Below are 21,347 nucleotides of genomic sequence, written 5' to 3' on the forward strand. Positions count from 1 at the left end.
GTCAGCTCCCCACGTACGCGGCCAAGTGCTTGCCCGTCAGGGTCGAACCGTCCGCCACCAGATCGGACGGCGTGCCCTCGAACACGACCAGTCCGCCGTCGTGTCCGGCACCGGGACCGAGATCGATGATCCAATCGGCGTGGGCCATGACGGCCTGATGATGCTCGATGACGATCACCGACTTGCCCGAGTCGACCAACCTGTCCAACAGCCCCAGGAGCTTGTCGACATCGGCGAGGTGCAGCCCGGTGGTGGGTTCGTCCAGCACGTAAATCCCGCCTTTGTCGGCCATGTGCGTCGCCAGCTTGAGGCGTTGGCGTTCTCCACCCGACAGCGTGGTCAACGGCTGGCCGATCTTCAGGTAGCCCAATCCGACGTCGTTCAAGCGTTGCAGAATCCTGTGTGCCGGGAGCAGTTTCGCCGGCCCGTCGGAGAAGAACTCCTCGGCCTCGGCGACCGACATCGACAGCACCTCGTCGATGTTGCGCCCGCCGTAGTGGTACTCGAGTACCGATGCCTGGAATCGCTTGCCCTCGCACTCCTCGCATACCGTGGCCACCCCGGCCATCATCGCGAGGTCGCTGTAGAGGACGCCAGCGCCGTTGCACGTCGGGCACGCGCCTTCGGAGTTCGAGCTGAACAACGCGGGTTTGACGGCGTTCTCCTTGGCGAACGCCTTGCGTATCGGTTCGAGCAACCCGGTGTACGTCGCGGGGTTGCTTCGCCGCGAGCCACGGATCGCCCCCTGATCGACCGACACCACATCGTCTGTCCCGGAAAGCGATCCGTGAATGAGCGAACTCTTGCCCGAGCCTGCGACGCCGGTGACGACGACCAGTACTCCGAGTGGAACGTCGACGTCCACGTCGCGCAGATTGTGGGAGTCCGCGCCGCGGATTTCGAGTACCTCGGAGAACTCGCGCACCGATTCCTTCAGTGATGCCCGATCGTCGAAATGCCGACCGGTGACGGTGTCGCTCTCTCGCAATCCGTCGACGGTGCCCTCGAAACAGACGTGCCCGCCCGCGCTTCCCGCACCGGGGCCCAGATCGACGACGTGGTCTGCGATGGAGATCGTCTCGGGCTTGTGCTCGACCACGAGTACGGTGTTTCCCTTGTCGCGCAACTGAAGCAGCAGGTTGTTCATCCGCTCGATGTCGTGGGGATGCAGACCGGTGGTCGGCTCGTCGAACACGTACGTCACGTCGGTCAACGAGGATCCGAGGTGGCGAATCATTTTGGTGCGCTGGGCCTCTCCACCGGACAACGTTCCCGACGGACGATCCAGGCTCAGGTAGCCGAGCCCGATCTCGACGAACGAGTCGAGGGTCTCGCCCAGTGTGGTCAGCAGCGGTGCCACCGACGGTTCCTTCAGGCCGCTCACCCACTTCGCCAGGTCGCTGATCTGCATCGAACATGCGTCGGCGATGTTGATGCCCTTGATCTTCGACGACCGAGCACCTTCGTTGAGCCTGGTTCCGAGGCAGTCCGGGCAGGTGGTGAAAGTGATCGCGCGTTCGACGAAGGCGCGGATGTGGGGCTGCATGGCGTCGACGTCCTTGGACAGGAACGACTTCTGAATCTGCGGCACGAGCCCCGAGTAGGTCAGATTGATTCCGTCGACCTTGATCTTCGTCGGTTCGCGATAGAGCAGGTCGTCGAGTTCCTTCCTGGTGTACTTCGCGATGGGCTTGTCCGGGTCGAAATACCCGCAGCCGCGAAATATTCGGCCGTACCAGCCCTCCATGCTGTAGCCGGGGATCGTGATCGCGCTCTCGTTGAGCGACTTGCTCGCGTCGTAGAGAGCGGTGAGATCGAAGTCGCTGACGGAGCCTCTGCCCTCACAGCGTGGGCACATGCCACCGGTCACGGTGAAGGACTTCTTCTCTGTGGTCTGCCTGCCGCCCTTGTCCACCTTGTACGCGCCTGCGCCGGACACCGATGCGACGTTGAACGAAAAGGCCTGTGCGGAGCCGATGTACGGCTTTCCGATTCGGCTGAACAGAATCCGCAGCATGGCGTTGGCATCGGTTGCGGTGCCGACGGTGGAGTGAGGATTGGTGCCCATGCGCTGTTGATCGACAATGATGGCCGTTGTGAGTCCGTCCATGACGTCGACATCCGGGCGGCCGAGCGTGGGCATGAATCCTTGTACGAAGGCACTGTAGGTCTCGTTGATCATGCGTTGTGATTCGGCCGCAATCGTACTGAAGACCAGCGAGCTCTTTCCTGACCCGGAGACCCCGGTGAACACGGTCAGTCGCCGCTTGGGTAGCTCCACATCGATGTCCTGGAGATTGTTCTGCCGCGCCCCCTGAACACGAATCGAATCGTGACTGTCGGCAGCATGCCGTGCCGAGCCCTCCGAGACCTTCTTCGTCGCCATGAGCAGTCACGCTAGTCGTACCGAAACGTGCTCGCTTCTCGATTCCTGATCGAATCCGGTGGCCGACAGGGCCGCGTCGAGTCGGCTCAGGTCGGCCGCCGAGGATGCGAGAAGTGGGCGTCGCACGGTCGCGTCGGAGATGACGCCGATCCTGGCGAGCGCGGCCTTGGCCATGATGGCCCCCTGCGTCGTGCGCATGACGGCGTCGGTCAACGGCAGGAGCGATCGCTGTACTGCGTTCGCTCGGTCCAGGTCGCCGACGCGGATTGCCGCGATCAGCTCGGCGTAGCGGTCTGCCACGACGTTTCCGGTGACGCTGACCAATCCTGTTGCACCGGAGGCGAGGTAGGGCAGTGCGAGTTCGTCGATTCCGCAGTAGTAGGCGAGATCCGTCGAGGACATGACGGTCATGGCCTCGTACAGATCACCCTTGGCGTCCTTGACGGCAGCGATGAGGGAGTGGTGAGAGAGCTCGACGAGCGTCGACGCCTCGATCGCCACACCTGTGCGCGCCGGGACGTCATACACCATGACCGGTAGCCCACCTGCCTCGGCGATGGCGACGATGTGTTCCGCAATGCCGGCCTGGGTGGGGCGCGAATAGTAGGGAGCGGTGATCAGCAGGGCGTCGGCACCGGCTGCCGCTGCGGACCGAGCCATCTCCATCCCCGTGGAGGTGTCGTTGGTGCCTATTCCAGCGATCACGCGAAGAGCGTGATCGCGATGCCTGCAGGCGCGAGCGATCAGCTGCGAGATCTCGTGGCCCGTCAAGGTCGGTGCTTCACCGGTTGTTCCGGCGATCACGACGCCATCGCATCGCCTGGCCGACAGGTGCGTGAGAAGGGCATCGACGCCGGCTCGGTCGAGTGAACCATCGGGGTGCATAGGGGTCGCCATGGCGACGAGGTTCGTACCGAAGATCGTCGAGGCCGGCGACCGATTGGTGTTCATGGTCCGAGTGTGAACCGCCCGATACCTGAGGTCCAGCGATGCATTTTCGGCATTACTGCGTACTGTTCCTTCATGATCGATACCAGCGCCCTGCACGCACTGCGCGCTGTGGCTGCACTCGGCACTCTTGCGCGGGCCGCCGACGAGCTCGGATACACCTCCTCGGCGATCTCCCAGCAGATCAAACGACTCGAACGGCAGATCGGCACCCCGGTACTGGCGCCGGCCGGCAGAGGTGTGGTGCTCACCCCCGCAGGTCGGGCGGTGGTCGAGTCAGCGGGGGAGGTGTTCGACGCTCTGGAACGTTGCGTCGAGGCCGCTCGATCCGCCGACGGGGGCGTCGCTCGTGGGGTCGTTCGGTTGGTCGGCTTCTCGACCGCGGTGCGTGGATTGGTGGCTCCCGCGCTGATCGAGCTGGATCGACGGTATCCCGATCTGACGGTGCACATCAGCGAGGAGGATCCGGATCGTGCACTGCACAGCGTCCATGCCGGGACCGCAGATTTGGCGCTGGTGCACGATGCAGACGGGGTATCGGCACCCGCTCCTCCCTCGGTCGTTCGCCAACCGATTCACCTGGACTTCGGCGACGTGATCATGAAGCGAACCCACCCTCTCGCCCGACGCGAGACCGCGTTGACCCATGCCGAACTCGCTCGGTACCCGTGGGTGACGAGCCCGGCCGGGACGGTCTGTCACCAGTGGTTTCGGCGGCTGTTCGCCGAGTCATCCGCCGAGATCGATGTTCGCCATCTCGTCGACGATTTCTCCACGCAACTCGCGCTGGTCGACGCGGACGACGTGCTCGCTCTCGTGCCTCGCCTCGCGCGTCCGGTGCTCGGTGCCGGTCTCGTCGCGGTTCCGCTCGAGCGCGCTCCCGCTCGTGAGGTGCAGGCCGCGTGGCGGCGCAGCGCCGATGCCAGCCCGGCGATTCATGCCGTGCTGGGCGTCCTCGGTGCGGCCTCGCGCTGAGCGGTCAGAACGACCAGCTGGCCGGTCGCTCGCGTCATGGCCACGTACCTGTCGACGGCACCGGCGATTCCTGATCCGAACGAATCCGGGTCGATGAGCACGACCAGATCGAATTCGAGGCCCTTCGACGACTGCGGTGTCAGCGAGCGGATGCGCTCCGACGGGACAAACGTGGGATCGCCGATGATGCAGGCGATTCCGTCGATGTTCGATTGCAGCCAGCGATCGAGGATCGACGCCAGCTGTGCCGCGTCTCCGTACTCGACGGGCACTCCGGTACTGCGGATGGAGACCGGGACGTTCGCGTCCGGCAGCGCTGCACGGATCACCGGCTCGGCTTCGGCCATGACTTCCTGCGGGGTGCGGTAATTGACACCGAGGGTTGCGATCCTGACCCTGTCGAGACCGACCCGTCCAAGTCGTTCGCGCCAGGACTCGGCGAATCCCAGACGCGCTTGCGCGCGGTCTCCGACGATGGTGATGCTGCCCGACGGGCACCGGCGCAGGACCATGTGCCATTGCGCGTCGGTCAATTCTTGCGCCTCGTCGACGACGGTGTGTGCGAACGGCCCCGCGAAGGGGTCCGACGGGATCTCCTCGAAGCCCGCCGAATCGACGAGCGCATCGCGAATTCCGTCCTGCCGCAACTGCGCAGCCATCATCTCGTCGTCGTCGGCGGCCATGAGTTCATCGACGACGCGGTCCATTCGCGCGCGTTCGTGTACAGCTGCCAGATCCCGACGCCGAGTGCGCCGTGCATGTTCAGGATCTCCCAGCCGCATTCGTGCGGCGTCGAGCAGCGGGAGATCGGCCACCGTCCATCGCGTCGGATCGGGTCGTTGTAGTGCGTGGACGTCCTCGGGGGCGAGCCAGGGTGCGCACGAGCGAAGGTACGCCGACACGCTCCACAGGTCTGCGACGAGGTCGGGAGCATCGATGATCGTCCAGGATCTTTCCAGCTCCGCGCGTAGAGACTCGTTGTTCTGCAGTGACTTTCGTATGTCGGTCGGGGGCCTCGTCGCCGTCGTAGCGGTCCATCAGAATCGTCAGCAGCAATTCCCAAACTTGTTCACGAGCCTCGTTGTGTGGAGTGCCGGGGTCGGGTGCCTCGAAGGCCTCGGCCCAATCGGCCGCAGTCAATGTCAGATCGGCCCATTCGGTCTCCACGATCATGGTCCGAGTCGGTGGCTGCTCGTAGAACGCAACGGCCGCGTCGATCGCCACGCTCATGCTCTCGGTCGCCTTCAATTGCGCCACAGAAGGATTCGTCTCGTCGATCGCGTTCGTTCCTTCGGCGACGAGATCTCGAAGAGTACAGGTCTGCACACCGTCCTCGCCCAGACTCGGTAGGACGTCGGAAACGTAGGCGAGGTACGGCTCGTGTGGGCCGATGAACAGCACGCCGCCGCGGCTGTGTCCCAGACTCGTCTCCGCATACAGCAGATACGCGGTGCGATGCAGTGCGACCACGGTTTTCCCGGTTCCAGGACCACCGTCGACGACCAGCGCGCCGCGGGCGTCCGCTCGAATGATCGCGTCTTGATCTGCCTGAACGGTGCTCAGCACGTCACGCATTCGCGGTGAACGTGCCGTACCCAGACTGGCGATGAAGGCGGACTGATCGTCCAGCGCAGCTTCGGTGATCGGTTCGGTCAGATCGAACACCTCGTCCCAGTAGTCGGTGATGGTGCCGTTCGTCCACCTGTATCGACGACGACTTCGCAGCCCCATGGGATTGGCGTGAGTGGCGCCGAAGAAGGGTTCGGCTGCGGGGGAGCGCCAGTCGACGAGGAGTTGCTCGCCTGCAGTTCCCAGCAGTCCGAGTCGTCCGATGTATACCGGCTCCTCCGCGTCGGTGGTCACGACGCGACCCAGGCACAGATCGACTCCGTACCGACGCAGTGAACGGAGACGGCCGCCCAAGCGGTGTATCTCGAAGTCGCGTTCCATCACTTCTCGGCCCATACGGCCCGACGACTTCTGCGCTGCCTCCAACCGTGCCGACGTGTCGAGACGAGACTTCTCGATACTCGAGCGAATAGCTGAAAAGTGTTGCTCGTCTTGGCCGATCAATGCCGAGTCACGCTTGCGCGCGAGATTGTCGGGTAGGTCGAAAACACTCGGGTACGCATGTTTCACGGGACTCCGATCGATTGCTACGTGGCTGCAGCGTGCAATTCTGAGCCCTGTACGGGGTCTTGCCGCAAGCCCCTGGGTGCGCTATACATTGAAAGGGGAAAAGAAGTAACAGTCGCTCTCGATCCCGTCCCCAGACTCCAATGCCGACGAAACCGGCTGTGCATCAAATGATTCGAAGTCAGGATCAGGCCACAGGTGCGCGGCCGGCGAACTGCCCGTCGCGGTCGGGGTTCATCGATCGCCGAGAAGCAGATCGGCGATTGCTCCGGCACCGACCGGCCGACCCAAGAGGTATCCCTGCGCGAAGTCGCAGCCGGTGGCGGCCAGTGCGTCGAGTTGCTCCTCGGTTTCGACACCCTCGCCGACGACGGTGACGTCGAACGCGCGGGCGAGCGAGACGATTGCCGAGACGATCGCACGTGCCCGAGGGGCCGGCAGCCGGGCTATGTACGACTTGTCGATCTTGAAGCACTCGAACATGGGGTAGCGGTCGAGATACGACATGGAGCTGTGGCCTTTGCCCATGTCGTCGAGTAGGAGAGCCACCCCCATGGCGTGCAGTGCGGAGACGGTGTCGGCGACCCGTTCGGTGTCGGCGACCCACACGGTTTCGGTCACCTCGAGGCCGAGAGCGAAGGCGGGCAGTCCCGTCTCTTTCAGTACCGAGGCGACCTCGGTGGGAAAATCGGGATCGCGGAGTTGAAGCGCGCTGACGTTGACGCGGACCACGATGTCGGAGAACGTTCGCCACCGCGCCGCGGCCGTGCATGCGGTACGCAGCGCCCACGCGCCCAAAGGAGTTGCAAGACCAGTTCTTTCGGCGACTCCGACGAACTCGCTGGGGTCGATGGGCCCGAGTTCGCGGTGATCCCAGCGGGCGAGCGCCTCCACGGCAACGATCTTCCGTGTGGCGATGTCCACCAACGGTTGGTAGGCGAGAGTGAGTTCATCGGCGAGCAGGGCCGCTCGGAGATCGATCGACAGTGACCTGATGCGATCCGCGTCGTAGAGATCGGTGGGATCGAACACTGCATGCCCACCGGTACCACTGTCCTTTGCGCGGTACATGGCCAAGTCAGCGCGGTGGATCAGCTCGTGCCGACTCGAATTCGGTTCGGACACCGCGATACCGATGCTGGCGCTCAAGGGGATGGGCACGTCTTCGGCGGAGAAGGGAACGGCGATGGAACTCGAGATGTGTCGAGCGAGTTCCTCCGCGTGAGCAACGCTGTCGACGCCTTCGCAGACGATCAAGAATTCGTCTCCGCCCAGGCGCGCGATGGTGTCGGCGTCTCTGATGGCCGAGGCGAGCCGTTCGACGAACTTGACCAACGCTCTGTCCCCGGCGTCGTGTCCCAGGCTGTCGTTGATGATCTTGAAGTCGTCGATGTCGAGGAGAAGCAGTGCTACGGTGCCTGCCTGTTGTCTGGCGCGGTCCAATGCCGAATCTATGACCTCGTACGCGAGGGTGCGGTTCGGCAGGCCGGTCAGGGCGTCGTGCGTGCTACGTCGTCGCAGTTGGAGTTCGAGGTCGATGCGTCGTATCGCCGCGGATACGATGCCGGCCACCGAACTGAGAAACGACACTTCTTCGTCACGATAGAGGCGGGCCTCGGCGCTGTGGATGGAGAGAACTCCCCATGCTTTTCCGGCGGCGGTGAAGATGGGGACTCCGACGCCGCTGCGGAGGCCGAGAGAGATCATCGTGTCGGTACGGAAACGCTTCTCGGCGTGACTGTCGTTGCACACGACAGGCTCCGAGAGCGTCAGGACGAATCCCACCAACGAACCGTTCCCGGACGGAACGTTCTGACGCACTCCGAGTGCACCGCTGGCCGCGTCCATGGTCAAGTACGGATCGCTCGGGTGCTCGAGATGGGCGATGGCGGAGTTGCCCACGCCGATCAAGGTGGCGGCGGTGTCGGTTGCTGCGGTGAGCAACCTGGGTAGCTCGGCGATGACGGCGAATCGGCTCAGATCGGCGAGAGCCTTCTGCTCCAGCGCGTGACGACCGGCGATCACCGCGTCGGCCGCCATCCTGGCACTGCGTTGTTCCACCGTGTGTCGGTGCCTGATGGTGGATGCGACCACGTCGGGGCCACCGTCGTCACGACTAATCACGTAGGAAGACACCACGACCGGCATGCCGGTACCGGTCACGTGGTGGCGCAGCTCGCAGTAGCCCTCCCACTTGCCTTCGGCGAGTAGACCGGCGGCGATGTCGTCGGTGAGATCGAGTCCGTCGGAAGTCAGCAGATCCAAGGCCGACAGTTGGCCGATATCGGCCACGTCCGTGACCCCGATCAGCTCCGAACCCGCAGGATTGATGTACAGAATCTTCCCCGTGAAATCGGACAGCGCAACGAAATCAGGGGAGCGTTCCAGAAAGGATCGAAGACTCACCGGATCGCCCGGGAGATCGAACATCGGCCCTCCGATCCGTGTCGCCCGGGATACGTGCGGCTCCGGGTCCATGTTATTCGTCGTTCGTGGCCAGTGTGCCCGAACAGCCCGTGCCGGGTATCAGTCTGTCCATTGTCGTGCCTCGATGGGATGTCGAGCGGCGAAGAGCGCCATATTTCCCACCATCGTGACCTCTACCTGCTCGAATCTGTCGGCCAGGACTTCTCGTTAGCCAGGCAGGTCGTCGCGCCGTTCACCGCACGCCTTGTACGTCTGTTCGACGCCGATCGCTGGCGATCCGAACAACCCGGGCACCGCACAACCGTCTGCAGTCCGGCACCAACGCTGTCCGGCACGAACGCGACCGACGAATGGATGCGACGTCGTCCTCGAAAATGGTTGTCGCCGTTGATGATTACGGTCATCTGATGGACGTGAGCGCAGAGTGCAGGGGAGTGGGGTCGATTCGTCGTTGTGCGGCCGACCCCAGCTGATGGCTGTGTCGGTCGGACAACGGGCAGTCTGTTGTCGCCGATGGCGGTGATCGGATTCAGGCTCGGCGTCGCCGGTACAGCGGCGGTTCGTTCGGATGCTGGGTGGTGGAAATTGCACCCGATGACATGCAGTTCAGCCTAATTCGGGTGTGGCACCGAAGGTCGGACTCCACGTCATGAGGGGTGGTCGCGACGGCGATGGTTCCGGGTGGCCGTGGGCGATGACATTGAGTTCGGCGATATGGGAATCGAACGCTTCCCGTCCGGCACCTGTCAGCTTCACCCACGTCACTCTCCTCGAGTCCGAACGTGACAGCGATGCAGTCTTGTTCATCGAGACGTAGCCCGCGTCGGAGAGCGCTTTGAGATGTTTCGACAGCGACGCGTCGCTGATCTCGAGTGTGTCGCGTATGACCGCGAAGTCGATTTCGTCGATTCGCCGCAGAATTCCGCAGACGCGCAAGCGGATTGGAGCATGGATGACGGAATCGAATTTCGGCCCGAAACCGGGATCTTCGGTCACGATCAGTTACTCCTGGACCGGCGGCCGGTGAGCTGCCGGACGCCTCCAGCGTGCAGATGGGTTCGGTACACGCCGTCGAACAGACGACCGCCGAACAGCACGACGACGAAGCACGCGGCCTGCGGCAGAAGTACCCACCACGCAGACAGTGACGCCACCACACCGTAGGACACGCTCAACAGGCCGAGCACGCTCACCAGGAGCCCGATGAGTACACCCCATCCCACCATGCCTACTGCCGCCGGTCGCACCCCGGATATGCGGGGGTAGAGCAGAGCCAATGTCGCGGCTGCCGCTACCGGGAGGGCGGCGAGTGCGGCACCCACGTTGCTGTCCGGCAATACCGGCGTTCCTACGTGCAGAGCGGTCACGGTGGCGAAGACCGGGTAGAACCAGGACGGTGCAGCGAGACGATCTGCGAGGGAGACGCGATCGGCGTGGAGCGCACCCAGAAGATCGCGCACGTCGTCCGGCGACTGATTGCTTTCCATGTTGGCAACTCTAACACTTTCCGTCTAGGCAAGTGTTACGTTGAATCCTGAAAGTACACCGCGCACATCCATGGAGGGTCATGAAGAAGCATCCGGTCGTCACTCGTTCACTCGTCCTCGCCAGCGCGCTCACAGCCGTGATCGGTACCAGCGCCGCGCAAGCCGGTGCCCAGGAGAGATACTTCTCGCCGCAACAACGGATTTACACGCTCGCCGAGGTTCCCCAATGTCTCGGCGGTACCGTCGATGTGAATGTCCAGAGCGGTTACGCGCCCAACGAGATTCGTGCGAATTTCACCACCCACCTGTACAGCCCGGCATGGGCCGGATCAGCCGACTACGAGTGTTATCTGAGCATCTATGCGGATTGGCGTAACCACGACACAGGACTCAGCGGAACCGCCGAGCAGCGGGTGGCGAGCTGGCGGTTCCAGGGCCCCAATGTGGCAAACCCTTACGTGGACATCGAGACAGGGGAGGGGCCGCTTACGGTCACCTTCAGAACGAGTGCCGCGCATACACCGAGCCCCACCTTCGAGGTGCCGGCCCGCTGAACAGCGCCGAACCGGCTTCCGGCGGGCGAGAGCCGTGACGTCTTCATGTCGACTCGAAAGAGAAAAGAGGAAACGTGACAATTGCTCGGAAGTCAGTTGTTCTGGTCGCGACTGTGTGCGGATTGGCCCTAGGTGGTTGTGCGAGTGGCGATTCGGACACCAGTGCCGCGCCGGACACGACACGTGTGCCCGCTGGGACGACGACGTCGCCCGCGGGGACGAGCACCGAGTCGTCGGTTGTGGCCGAGCCGCCGACTCGGCTCGAGGCCGAATCCCCACAGAAATCTGCAGTCGCTCCGTCGACGCGAACGCCGGAGGAAGCAGCGGACCTGGTGCCGGGTGGTGGTGGTGCGATCTTGCAGCCGTCGGGAGACGAAGCAGGCAACGTCGATCCCGTGACGTTCCGGACGGGGAGTGACAAATACAACTTCACGTCGCCTACGGGCAACATTCACTGCGGCATCTGGGACGCCGACGGGCCCGAGGGGCGAGTGGGATGTCAGGCCGTGGACGGCAGAAATCCTTTCGACGGACCGCAATGCTCGAACGCCGAGAACGACAAGGTCGCTGTTCGCGTAACCGCGGCGGGCTCGGAAAGCATGTGCACGACACAGGGCATCTACGTGGATGCGAACGCCCCAATACTCGAGTTCGGCCAGGTGCTGTCGGTCGAGGACGTGGTGTGCCGGTCCGGGCCCGACGACATAATCGGGTGTACCGCACCCACGGGCGGATTCACGTTCTCCCGAGGTATCAACTACACCTACTGATTCGGACGTTGCGGGGTGTGAGTCGACAGTCCACACTTGGACCCACCATGACGAACTACGATCTGCGCGCCAACCCACGGAAATTGCGGCCGCGGCCAGCGGTCCCGCGCGAGGTGGCGGTCGAGCTGACGTCCAGCGGGGTGCCTGTTGCCGAGCGTGACTTCTTCGTCGAGGAGTTCCGCGGGGTCACGATCGTGATCGCCCTTCCCATGGTGAGCGTCGCGGCTCTGGAAGCAGTGGAACGGACGGTCGGTGAGTTCGGCACTGGCGACACGCGATTCATATTCGTGGTTCCGGCCGACCATGCTCCGGAAGTCACCGCTGCAGTCGGTGGTGTGGCCATGGCCGGTGCGACTGTCTGGAACGACGAGTCCGTCGCCCGTCTGTGGCTCGCAATCGCGGACTCGGAATGCGTCGTGATCGGGGCGGAGGCGGCCGCTGTCGCGCGCACTGCCGGCACCGTGTCTGCGAGCGTGCGGGCATCGAAAATGGTCCTGACCGATCCGGGCGGGGGTTGGGGTAATCCTCCTCGTAGCTTCGCCGACATCGACCTGCACCGCGAGCGCCTGGTCGCCCACCTGGCCGAACGGGGGCTCGACGATTTCCCCCCAGCCGCCGAGGCAGCACTTGCCGGTGGTGCATACAGCGTAAACCTCTGTCGTGCTGAGGATCTCGAATTCGAGCTGTTCACATTCGACGGCCGAGGGACCGTCCTGACCCAAGGCCGCTACCTGCACTTGGCCTCGCTACAGGTGGACGACTTCCCGGCGATAGAGGCTTTGGTGGCACAGGGAGTGCGAGAAGGGGTTCTCAAGCAGCGCAGTCGGATCGAGATTGCCAGGATGGCTGTCGGTGGGCTCGGTGCTCGGGTACTGCGCACGGGGCACCTCGCCGGCATCGTCGGACTCGAGGTGGACCGTTACGCCGGAACCGGATTCGGCGAAGTGTCCGGCTTGATCACCGTTGCCGAGTTCTCCGGACTGGGAGCAGGCGGCTTGTTGATGGACGGATTGTTGGAGGTCTGCCGCACGAAAGGCATCTCGACCCTGTTCGCGGTCACGGTCAGCGGTGAGGCCGCGGAGTTCTTCGCCAAACGCAGTTTCGTCGAGGTCGGGCATCAGGATGTGCCTGCAGCGAAGTGGGAGGACTACGACGCCGATCGGCTCGAGTCTGCTCGCTGTTTTCTACGATCCGTCTGAATATTTGCGAGGAGTGTTTTACCCGGGTGGACCTGGTGTTGACACTCCCCTTGGGGGAGGCATCACCGTGGGGTCATGACCACACAATGGGATGGACTCCCGGACAACGTGAAGAAGTTCATGACCGCACTCGACTCCAAGCAAGGCGCTCGCGGGCTCTCCGTATTCACCGCGGATGCCGTGGTAACCGATGAGGGCCACGACTACTCGGGCCGAGACGAGATCGAGGCCTGGCTGATCGCCTCGGTCAGTGAGAGTGAGTACACCTACACGAGCAAGTTCACCGGAGCGACCACGTCCGGCACAACTGTCGACGTCGAGCAGCATCTGGAAGGCAACTTCCCCGGGGGAGTCGTCGACCTGCACTACCGCTTCACGCTCGACGGCGCGCTGATTCAGCGGCTGGTGATCGAGCCATGAGCAAGCGATGGTTCATCACCGGTGGCACACCCGGCGGTTTCGGCATGGCGTACGCCGAGGTGGCGCTGGAGGCGGGGGACCGCGTGGTACTCACCGCCCGGCGTCCGGAGGAATTGGTGTCGTGGGCCGATCGTTACGGTGACCGCGTTCTCGTCGTGCCCATGGATGTCACCGACGCGGCGCAGGTGCTCCGCGCGGTACACACGGCCGAGGAGCATTTCGGCGGTATCGACGTGCTGGTCAACAACGCCGGTCGCGGCTGGTACGGATCGATCGAGGGAATGAACGAGTCCTCGATACGGGCGATGTTCGAGCTGAACTTCTTCGCCGTGCTGTCCGTCACGCGCGCAGTGCTACCAGGCATGCGCACTCGTGGAAGCGGGTGGATCGTCAACGTGTCCTCGGTGGCCGGGCTTCTGGCGGCGGTCGGGTTCGGCTACTACAGCGCCACGAAATACGCGATCGAGGCCGTCACCGACGCGCTGCGCCAGGAAGTCGCCGAGCACGGCATCTCCGTGTTGGCAGTCGAACCGGGCGCTTTCCGCACGAACGCTTACGCCGGATTCGCCGACGAGCCCATCGCGGAGGCCATTCCGGAATACCGCGAGATGCTGGAACAGGTGCGGGCCGACTTCGTCGACATGAACGGGGTGCAACCGGGAGACCCGCATCGCGGTGCCCGTGCAGTGGTCGCAGCGATGGCCCAGAACCCACCGCCACACCGGCTGATCCTGGGCAACAGCGGATACGACGCCGTGATCGACGCGCTGGAACAAAATCTGAGCGACATCCGGTCAAACGAAACACTGTCTCGCAGCGTGGATTTCCCCGCCTAGCCAGGCCCGCTGAAACAGAGAGGTATTGCGCTGCAACTGACGTAGAGCCGGGGGTTCCGACTAGTTGACATAATGTTGATTATCGGCAAAACGGAGCCGCAGTTCAGGGGGTGTCGATGGACGCTGCGGCGGTTCGGTTCCTGTAGTCGACGCATTGACGGCGCTTCAGCGTCGAACGCTGTGTGCACGTCCCACTCGAACGCAGCGGCGGACACTCGACGCTGTTGTCCAACGGGCAGCTCCTCGCGGCTGTTGACTGAAATGTGTGGATCCGGATGAAATGTGCGATTCCGATCGAGCTTGCGCCACTCTCTTGCATTCCCCTCGCCCAGCTCCACCCTTCCGAATCGTCACTGTGACGATTCGGAAGGGTGGAGCTGGGACGAGCAGGCCGCGGTCCAGTCGCCGATTCGGTGTCTCTCCCATGGCCCTCGAATATCCCACGCGAATCGGTCAGGGATGCTCGTCGAGCGGTACCGGTTTCGTGGTCGGCCGAGGGATCTTTTCGGACTGTGAGGTACCGAGGTCGGAGTCGCTTTCGTTGCCGACGGGATCGGGCGATGTCGTGGCGACCTGATCCGCCAATTCCAACCCCGCACCTGCATAGACATTGAACGCGATGTCCACGCCGTGCTCCTTGGCCCACTGCACTTCGTCGTCGTAGCGGGCCACTGCCGCAACTGTTCCACTGAATCCGGATTCGCGCAGACAGGCGAGTGCTGTGACATTGGCACCGTGACGCGGCATCGCGAGCACGGCAATGCGTACCGACTCGGAATGCCGTAGTTGATGCCAGAAATCGAGATCGGTTGCGTCCCCTTCGATGACTCGTAGTCCCTGATCGGCCAGGCGACGAATGCGAGGCCCGTCGTAGTCGACTCCTACGGCATCGAGGCCGTAGTGATCGGTGAGCCGCTGATATGCCGCGAACCCGACACGCCCCATTCCGATCACGACCACCTCGGCGTCGCCGGCATCGCCGGAGCGTTCCTCGGGATGCAGGCTCGACTCGTCCTGCTCGGGTAGACGTGTCGCGATCTTCTCGACCATCAGGTGGCCACGGCCGTTCACCAGAGCCGACGCGACGAAACTCAAAGCCACGGCGATCGACATCTCGACCAGCCAGGCCGGTGCGAGTAGGCCGGTCGTCACTCCTACCGACACGACGATCAAGCCGAATTCGGAGTAGTTCATCAGGCTCAGTCCGGCCAGGAGCGCGGTCCGATACCGCAACTTCATCAGGGCGAACAGCGCCAGGTACAGGACGGATTTGAGTGGCAGCAGAAGCACCATGAGGAGGGCGACACCGAGACTGGGTAGGTCCGGCAGCCCGGACAAACCGATCGAGACGAAAAAGCCCACCAGGAGCAGTTCCTTGATGTGGAACAGCGATCGTGACAGTTCGGACGAGGCCGGATGCGATGCCAGCAACACGCCGATGACCAGTGCACCCAGATCCCCCTTGAGCCCCAGGGCGGAGAACAAGGCGTAACCCGGGACCAGCGCCATCACGATGCCGAAAAGTGACTGCATCTCGCCGTGGCCGAGTCCGCTCCAGATCCTCCGAAGGATCCGCGTCACCGGCCACAGCAGTACGAGCGTCACCGCCCATGGGCTCGGCAGCGAACCGCTGGTTATGGTGAGGAAAACCACGGCAACGATGTCCTGCATGACCAGGACGCCGATTGCCACCCGTCCGTAGAGGGCGTGCGACTCCCCTCGCTCTTCCAGAACCTTGACCACGAACACTGTGCTCGAGAACGACATCGCGAAGGCGAGCAACGCTATCGTCGTCAGGCTCTGGCCTGACAGCATGGCCAACCCGGCGACGGCGGCGAGCCACAGCAAGGTGGTACCGACCACGATGCTCGCCACCAGATGCACCGATGTCGTCAGCCACACTTCCCGGCGCAGAAGAATACGAACGTCGAGCTTGAGACCGATAGCGAACAACAGCAGTGTCACGCCCAGGTCGGCGATCAGCTCGAGCTGGGGCACCTCACCGACATCGAGCGCATTGATGACGAAACCGGCAGCGAGAAACCCGACCAAGGGAGGTAGCCGTACCACCATGGCAAGTCCGCCCAGACCGAAGGCGATGACGAGGTAGATCGCGGCAACTGTCATGCACGGTCCCTTTGCTGGTGGGCTGCAACCGGATCTCCAACGGATCGTTCGACGTCGGCACACGCCGTCGGAGTGCCCCTAGTATCCCGGCATTCGCCACATTTCACAGCGGACGACTGCCGACGAGAACGGCGATCGACGAAGTCGCCTGATGACTTCGTCGATCGCCGTCAGCACGATCGACTACCGCGGTCCTTCCGTACGGAAGGACTCAGAGCTCGAACTCGGCCGGATCGATTCCGACTGCGAAGCACGCATTGCGCACGGCAGCCTTCTCGTGATCGTCGAAGTGGCCGTCCGCGCCGCCGATGATGATGCCGATCTGGATGACGGCCCGTGCCTGGTCGGGCTTCGACTTCAGCTTGCCGATCGTGGCTGTCGCCTCGACCTTCCCGAAGTCGAAGTCTCCCTGCAGCTTGTCGCAGTACCAGTCGAACTTCTGCCGAAGCTCGTCGGGCTCGAACACTCTCAAAGCCTCGTTACCGGCGATCAGAGATGCCGTCTTCTGGCGCTCGGCAGGATCGATGGCGCCGTCCGCCGCCGCGATCAGGGCACACATGGCCATGCTGCCGTTGGCGAATTCCTTGTTCTTGAACTGGCTGGTCTTGGTCTGCAGCTGGCCGTTCAATTCCTGTGCCTTGGATTTGAGTTGATCCCAGAACGCCATGGAGCTCCTCACTAGGTCGTACCGCCTGCGCAGTCACGCGGGCGGTACGACCATTGTCCATGGAGTCGGTGAACGAGTAAGGAACCGCAGTTCAGCGCAGTCGCTCTGCGTCGTGAGCTTTGGCCAACAGCTCGGCGCACAGTCGGTGCAGTTCCGCAGCGTCGGCACCTTCCGCCACCGCCGTCCTGACGTCCTCGGCGGCACACCGAACCTCGAACGCTCTGTCTGCTACGGCCGACACTTCCTCCGCTGTCAGCACGACGGCGTCGTCGGGAATCGACGTCCCTTTCGTCGCGCTGCGCTGCTCGTAGGCTCGCTGACGGCACGATTGACGGCAGTACCGCCGCTTACGGCCGGTTCCTGTATCGGCGACCGGGCGCCCGCACCAGGCGCATGTCTGGTCGCGGCGGGTTCTGGCGGACATGGTCGTTCAGCCTACTGCGGCCGCGAGGTAAGATCGCCCGATAAGCTGCGCCGATGGGATCGCACCGGGACTCATCGGCCCGGGAACGAACCGACGCGCGGCGACGTTGTAGATCAGTGGGTAGACGGTGTAGTTCGATGTCGACGAATGGCTTCGACGCACGTACCTACTATCGATGGAGAGGACTTCACCATGGCAGATCGTGTACTTCGAGGTAGCCGACTGGGAGCGGTCAGCTACGAGACCGACCGTGATCACGACCTGGCACCCCGCCGCGTTGCGCGCTACCGGTGCGACAACGGCGAGGAGTTCGACGTACCGTTCGCCGACGATGCCGAGATTCCCGGAACCTGGGCTTGCCGCAACGGTCTGGAAGGGTCGCTGATCGAGGGAACCGCGCCGGAGGCCAAGAAAGTCAAGCCTCCCCGTACCCACTGGGACATGCTGCTCGAGCGTCGTTCGGTCGACGAGCTCGAAGAACTTCTCAAAGAGCGTTTGGACCTGCTGAAGGTCAAGCGCCGCGGCGCATGATGGTCGCCGTTCACTGCACCGCCTGATTGGAAACAATCCGGCGGTGCAGTTTTTTTATGTATATCGAACTTGTCGGATGTTTTCGCGGACCTTTGTTGCATTCATTGTCGCTTGACCAGGTATTCCAATACGATCGAGTGGCGAGGTGGCTGTCCGAGGTGCCATCATCGAGTATCGGTTGTCACACAAGTGGACGATTCGTGAACGGTCGCCGTAACAGTTGTCGGAGAATACCGATAAACAGCGGCATCGCACTCGAAAAATCAGGGGGCAATAACTCGTGAGCCAGGATTCTGATCAGCGCTCGACCGACGCTTTGCGCACGGCGGCCTCCGAAGCGGAATCGGAAGGTCATCGCGCAGTCGGCGAGCAGAAGCTTGCGGAGTTGAGGCGCGAGTTGGACGGAATCGACGAAGTTCTGCGCGCTGCAATTCGAGACCGCATCGATGTGTGTGTACGTGTTGCACACGTAAAACGAGAACACGCCATTCCGATGATGCAACCAGGCCGTGTCGGATTGGTGACAGAGCGAGCGAGAGAATTCGCGTCGGCGAATGGGATGTCCCCCGACTTTCTCGAAGATCTGTACCGAACGATGATCGCAGAGGCATGTCGCGTCGAGGATTCGATCATCGATTCTCCGACGCCCGGGCCGGGCCTCGACAGGAAACGGTAGAAGCACGCCGATGACGATTCATACGCTCCTGGTGGACAATTACGACTCGTTCACCTACAACCTGTACAGCCTTCTCACCGAGGTGAACGGACGGCCGCCGACGGTGGTCAAGAACGACGTCGAGTGGACGTCCTTGGATTTCGAGGCCTTCGACAACGTCGTGATCTCACCCGGTCCAGGGCGGCCCGATGTGGAGCAGGACTTCGGGATCAGTTCTCGCGTGATACTCGAGTCCGGTCTACCGATACTCGGCGTGTGCCTCGGGCATCAGGGTCTGTGCCATCTGTTCGGTGGCAGTGTCGATCTGGCGCCCGCGCCGATGCACGGCAGGATCACCGACATCACTCATTCCGGCGTTGACCTGTTCGCCGGAATCCCCTCGCCCTACTCGGTGGTGCGGTATCACTCGCTCGTGGTGACCCGCACCCCTGCCGACTTCGAGGAAGTCGCATGGACGCCCGACGGTCTCGTCATGGCCGTGCGGCACCGGAGCAAGCCCATGTGGGGCGTTCAGTTCCATCCCGAGTCGATCAGTACCGAATACGGCCGCGAACTACTCGCCAACTTCCGCGATCTGACACTGGCTCAATCGGCCGCATCGAGCGCCGCACGGACTCAGGATTCGATCTTCACCATCGAAACACGTTCGCTCGACGAGGCTTTCGACTCCGAGCAGGTATTCGAGGCTCTTTTCGCGGACGGCTCGAAGAGTTTCTGGCTTGACGGCAGCGCGGCTCTCGAACCGGACTGCAGATTCACCGTCATGGGCGACTGCTCGGGTCCCCACGCGGAGTACGTGACCTACTCGGTTGCCGAGACCACGGTGACCGTGCAAGGTGCCGACGGTACGACCGAGCGCATCCACTCGACATTCTTCGACTACATAGACGAGCGATTGCGAGAGCGGTCCACTCCCCCTCGACACGACCTACCGTTTGCTTTCGGACTCGGCTACGTGGGGTATCTGGGATACGAACTCAAGGCCGATACCGGTGGCCAACTGGTTCACACGGCCTCGACTCCCGACGCGTCGATGGTCTTCGCAGATCGCGCGCTGGTGTTCGACCACGAAGCCGGCACCCTGTATCTGATGGGGTTGGCCACCACCCCCGGGGATCCTGTGTTGGCGCAGTGGTTCGACTCTGTCACCGAGACCCTGCGTGGCTTGTCGCGAAAGGCCGTCCCGAACGACCGTGCGGGTGCGCCAGCATCGGGCACTCCCCTGCTCGGAGCCGATCGATCGCTCGAGCCCCGTCTACGCCACGACCGTGCCCACTACCTCGATCTGATCTCCCAGTGCCTCGCCGAGATTCGCTCCGGTGAGACGTACGAGGTCTGTTTGACCAACACGGCGACCGTAGCCGGTTCCATCGACGCGACCGCCACCTACTCGTACATGCGTGAAATCAACCCCACTCCGTACAGTGCGCTGCTGAAGTTTCCCGAGCTGTCGGTGTTGAGTGCGTCTCCGGAACGCTTCTTGCGCATCGACGCCGACCGCGTAGTCGAGTCCAAGCCGATCAAGGGGACGCGTCCCCGCGGAGCCACTGCGGAAGAAGACAACGCGCTCAAGGCCGATCTCGTCGCGAACGAGAAGGACAAGGCCGAGAATCTGATGATCGTGGATCTGGTGCGCAACGACCTCGCCCAGGTCTGCGTGCCGGGGTCGGTTCACGTACCGAAGCTGTTCGATGTCGAAACCTACGCTCCTGTGCACCAATTGGTCTCGACCGTTCGTGGCCGCCTGCGCGAAGACGCATCCGCGGCGGACTGTATCCGTGCCGCGTTTCCCGGTGGTTCGATGACAGGAGCCCCGAAGATCCGCACGATGGCGATCATCGACAAGCTCGAAGACGGACCGCGCGGGGTGTACTCGGGTGCCATCGGTTACTTCTCGATCACCGGCACCGCAGACTTCTCGATCGTCATTCGCACGATCGTGGCCACCGAGCACGAAGTGACGTACGGAGTGGGTGGTGCAATCGTGGCACTGTCGGATCCCGACGAGGAGTTCGAGGAGACGATGGTCAAGGCTGTGTCGATGCGCCGGGCGTTGACCGGGCGAACAGCGAACAGCGGGTAGAGCGCACGCGCTCCACCCGCTGTTCGGACCTCCGTCGGCTCGAGGCCGTTCTGCCTTACGGAGTGGTGAAGTACTCGAACACGGCAGGCTGAGCCTGCGGGTTTCCGTTGGACGTACCGATGACCGCGCCGGCAACCGTACCGATGACGGTTCCGATGATGCACCCGGAGATGAAGTTCGGGAAGATCGACACACAGCCGATGGCGAAACCGAGGCCTGCGCCGATCGCCGTGCCGACACCGCCACCGTTGTTCCAGCCGATTGCGAGCTGGTTGACCATGTTGTCGAATGCCTGCTGCTTGGTCCGCGGACCTGCGACCTCGGCGACGGGAACCGTCTGCGGAGTCAACGTCAGTTCGCGACCTTCGGCACCGATCAGCGGTGCGATCGAGTAGACGGTGCCGTTGATGGTGTATTCCAGCGGAACAGTTGCGAGCGTGGCACCGGCCTGGTCGATGACGGACACGTTCTCGCTCGTGGCGTCGACCCGGAACAGCCCGGCATCGAGGATGGTGGTGACCGTGCCGTCCGGGTTGACCGAAGTCTCGTAGTTCACCGGGTCCGACGACGGGTCTGCCACAGCATGGCCTGCTCCGGTGGCCACCGCAGCGGTCAACGCCACCGCTACCGTTGCTGTTCTGATCAGTTTCACTTCTGTCCCCTGATGGTAGTGATTCGTATTCGACGGCATTCGTCTCGAG

The 21,347-nt window shown here is 63.1% G+C and carries 19 protein-coding genes and 1 pseudogene; 10 read left to right on the forward strand and 10 right to left on the reverse strand.

The window, feature by feature from the left end; genetic code table 11:
* Position 1: 1 nt before the first annotated feature.
* Both R3P95_RS23010 and dapA read right to left on the reverse strand, forming a co-directional pair.
* Entirely contained in the window at positions 2-2,386 is a 2,385-nt protein-coding gene (locus tag R3P95_RS23010) for an excinuclease ABC subunit UvrA (protein ID WP_317549617.1), read from the reverse strand.
* 6 nt (positions 2,387-2,392) lie between these two features.
* A complete protein-coding gene (gene dapA / locus R3P95_RS23015; protein WP_317533963.1) occupies positions 2,393-3,337 on the reverse strand; it encodes a 4-hydroxy-tetrahydrodipicolinate synthase in 945 nt (314 codons plus the stop codon).
* Positions 3,338-3,409: 72 nt separating this feature from the next.
* Here dapA and R3P95_RS23020 point away from each other — a divergent pair, with 72 nt between their 5' ends.
* On the forward strand, positions 3,410-4,309 hold the full coding sequence (locus R3P95_RS23020) for a LysR family transcriptional regulator (protein WP_317549618.1): 900 nt from the start codon (positions 3,410-3,412) through the stop codon (positions 4,307-4,309).
* Here the strand turns inward: R3P95_RS23020 and helR are convergent.
* Positions 4,270-6,448, reverse strand: a pseudogene (helR, locus tag R3P95_RS23025) (RNA polymerase recycling motor ATPase HelR). The gene R3P95_RS23020 and the pseudogene helR sit on opposite strands and share 40 nt — an antisense overlap.
* A 231-nt stretch (positions 6,449-6,679) precedes the next feature.
* Entirely contained in the window at positions 6,680-8,875 is a 2,196-nt protein-coding gene (locus R3P95_RS23030; protein ID WP_317549619.1) for a sensor domain-containing protein, read from the reverse strand.
* A gap of 126 nt (positions 8,876-9,001) precedes the next feature.
* Between R3P95_RS23030 and R3P95_RS23035 the strand changes: the two genes are divergently transcribed.
* The gene (locus R3P95_RS23035) at positions 9,002-9,280 is read left to right on the forward strand and encodes a hypothetical protein (RefSeq protein ID WP_317549620.1); all 279 of its coding nucleotides are present in this window, start codon (positions 9,002-9,004) and stop codon (positions 9,278-9,280) included.
* Positions 9,281-9,478: 198 nt separating this feature from the next.
* Here R3P95_RS23035 and R3P95_RS23040 read toward each other — a convergent pair whose 3' ends face one another.
* Together R3P95_RS23040 and R3P95_RS23045 are read right to left on the reverse strand one after the other, a co-directional pair.
* On the reverse strand, positions 9,479-9,868 hold the full coding sequence (locus R3P95_RS23040; RefSeq protein ID WP_317533958.1) for a transcriptional regulator: 390 nt from the start codon (positions 9,866-9,868) through the stop codon (positions 9,479-9,481).
* Between the two features lie 2 nt (positions 9,869-9,870).
* On the reverse strand, positions 9,871-10,359 hold the full coding sequence (locus R3P95_RS23045; protein WP_317549621.1) for a hypothetical protein: 489 nt from the start codon (positions 10,357-10,359) through the stop codon (positions 9,871-9,873).
* An 80-nt stretch (positions 10,360-10,439) separates the two neighbouring features.
* Between R3P95_RS23045 and R3P95_RS23050 the strand changes: the two genes are divergently transcribed.
* The 5 genes from R3P95_RS23050 (at position 10,440) to R3P95_RS23070 (ending at position 14,138) form a co-directional block, all read left to right on the forward strand.
* On the forward strand, positions 10,440-10,913 hold the full coding sequence (locus tag R3P95_RS23050; RefSeq protein ID WP_068047269.1) for a hypothetical protein: 474 nt from the start codon (positions 10,440-10,442) through the stop codon (positions 10,911-10,913).
* Between the two features lie 239 nt (positions 10,914-11,152).
* Complete coding sequence (locus R3P95_RS23055; protein WP_269594087.1) at positions 11,153-11,683, forward strand: hypothetical protein; 531 nt, start codon at positions 11,153-11,155, stop codon at positions 11,681-11,683.
* 47 nt (positions 11,684-11,730) lie between these two features.
* Positions 11,731-12,882: a GNAT family N-acetyltransferase gene (locus tag R3P95_RS23060; protein ID WP_317549622.1), complete on the forward strand. Its 1,152-nt coding sequence runs from the start codon at positions 11,731-11,733 to the stop codon at positions 12,880-12,882.
* Between the two features lie 75 nt (positions 12,883-12,957).
* Entirely contained in the window at positions 12,958-13,302 is a 345-nt protein-coding gene (locus tag R3P95_RS23065) for a nuclear transport factor 2 family protein (protein WP_317549623.1), read from the forward strand.
* Positions 13,299-14,138, forward strand: a complete 840-nt coding sequence (locus R3P95_RS23070) for an SDR family NAD(P)-dependent oxidoreductase (protein ID WP_317549624.1) — start codon at positions 13,299-13,301, stop codon at positions 14,136-14,138. Before R3P95_RS23065 ends, R3P95_RS23070 begins: the two co-directional genes overlap by 4 nt.
* A gap of 453 nt (positions 14,139-14,591) precedes the next feature.
* Here R3P95_RS23070 and R3P95_RS23075 read toward each other — a convergent pair whose 3' ends face one another.
* From R3P95_RS23075 to R3P95_RS23085, 3 genes are all read right to left on the reverse strand, one after another.
* Positions 14,592-16,265 (reverse strand): cation:proton antiporter family protein, encoded by a 1,674-nt coding sequence (locus tag R3P95_RS23075; RefSeq protein WP_317549625.1) that lies wholly within the window; start codon positions 16,263-16,265, stop codon positions 14,592-14,594.
* A gap of 211 nt (positions 16,266-16,476) precedes the next feature.
* Positions 16,477-16,932: a tellurite resistance TerB family protein gene (locus tag R3P95_RS23080; protein ID WP_317549626.1), complete on the reverse strand. Its 456-nt coding sequence runs from the start codon at positions 16,930-16,932 to the stop codon at positions 16,477-16,479.
* A gap of 91 nt (positions 16,933-17,023) precedes the next feature.
* Positions 17,024-17,356: a hypothetical protein gene (locus tag R3P95_RS23085; protein ID WP_317549627.1), complete on the reverse strand. Its 333-nt coding sequence runs from the start codon at positions 17,354-17,356 to the stop codon at positions 17,024-17,026.
* A 192-nt stretch (positions 17,357-17,548) separates the two neighbouring features.
* On the opposite strand from R3P95_RS23085, the gene R3P95_RS23090 reads away from it, so the two are divergent.
* The 3 genes from R3P95_RS23090 (at position 17,549) to pabB (ending at position 20,646) form a co-directional block, all read left to right on the forward strand.
* The gene (locus tag R3P95_RS23090) at positions 17,549-17,887 is read left to right on the forward strand and encodes an RNA polymerase-binding protein RbpA (protein WP_027497120.1); all 339 of its coding nucleotides are present in this window, start codon (positions 17,549-17,551) and stop codon (positions 17,885-17,887) included.
* A gap of 280 nt (positions 17,888-18,167) precedes the next feature.
* Positions 18,168-18,563: a chorismate mutase family protein gene (locus R3P95_RS23095; protein WP_082898863.1), complete on the forward strand. Its 396-nt coding sequence runs from the start codon at positions 18,168-18,170 to the stop codon at positions 18,561-18,563.
* Positions 18,564-18,573: 10 nt separating this feature from the next.
* Positions 18,574-20,646 carry an aminodeoxychorismate synthase component I gene (gene pabB, locus R3P95_RS23100; protein ID WP_149405758.1) on the forward strand — a complete coding sequence of 691 codons (2,073 nt, stop codon included), beginning with the start codon at positions 18,574-18,576 and terminating at the stop codon, positions 20,644-20,646.
* A gap of 55 nt (positions 20,647-20,701) precedes the next feature.
* Here the strand turns inward: pabB and R3P95_RS23105 are convergent, their stop codons facing one another.
* Positions 20,702-21,298: a hypothetical protein gene (locus R3P95_RS23105; RefSeq protein ID WP_094641778.1), complete on the reverse strand. Its 597-nt coding sequence runs from the start codon at positions 21,296-21,298 to the stop codon at positions 20,702-20,704.
* Positions 21,299-21,347: the final 49 nt, after the last annotated feature.

Source organism: Rhodococcus cercidiphylli, from assembly GCF_033042225.1.
Taxonomy (GTDB): Bacteria; Actinomycetota; Actinomycetes; order Mycobacteriales; family Mycobacteriaceae; genus Rhodococcoides.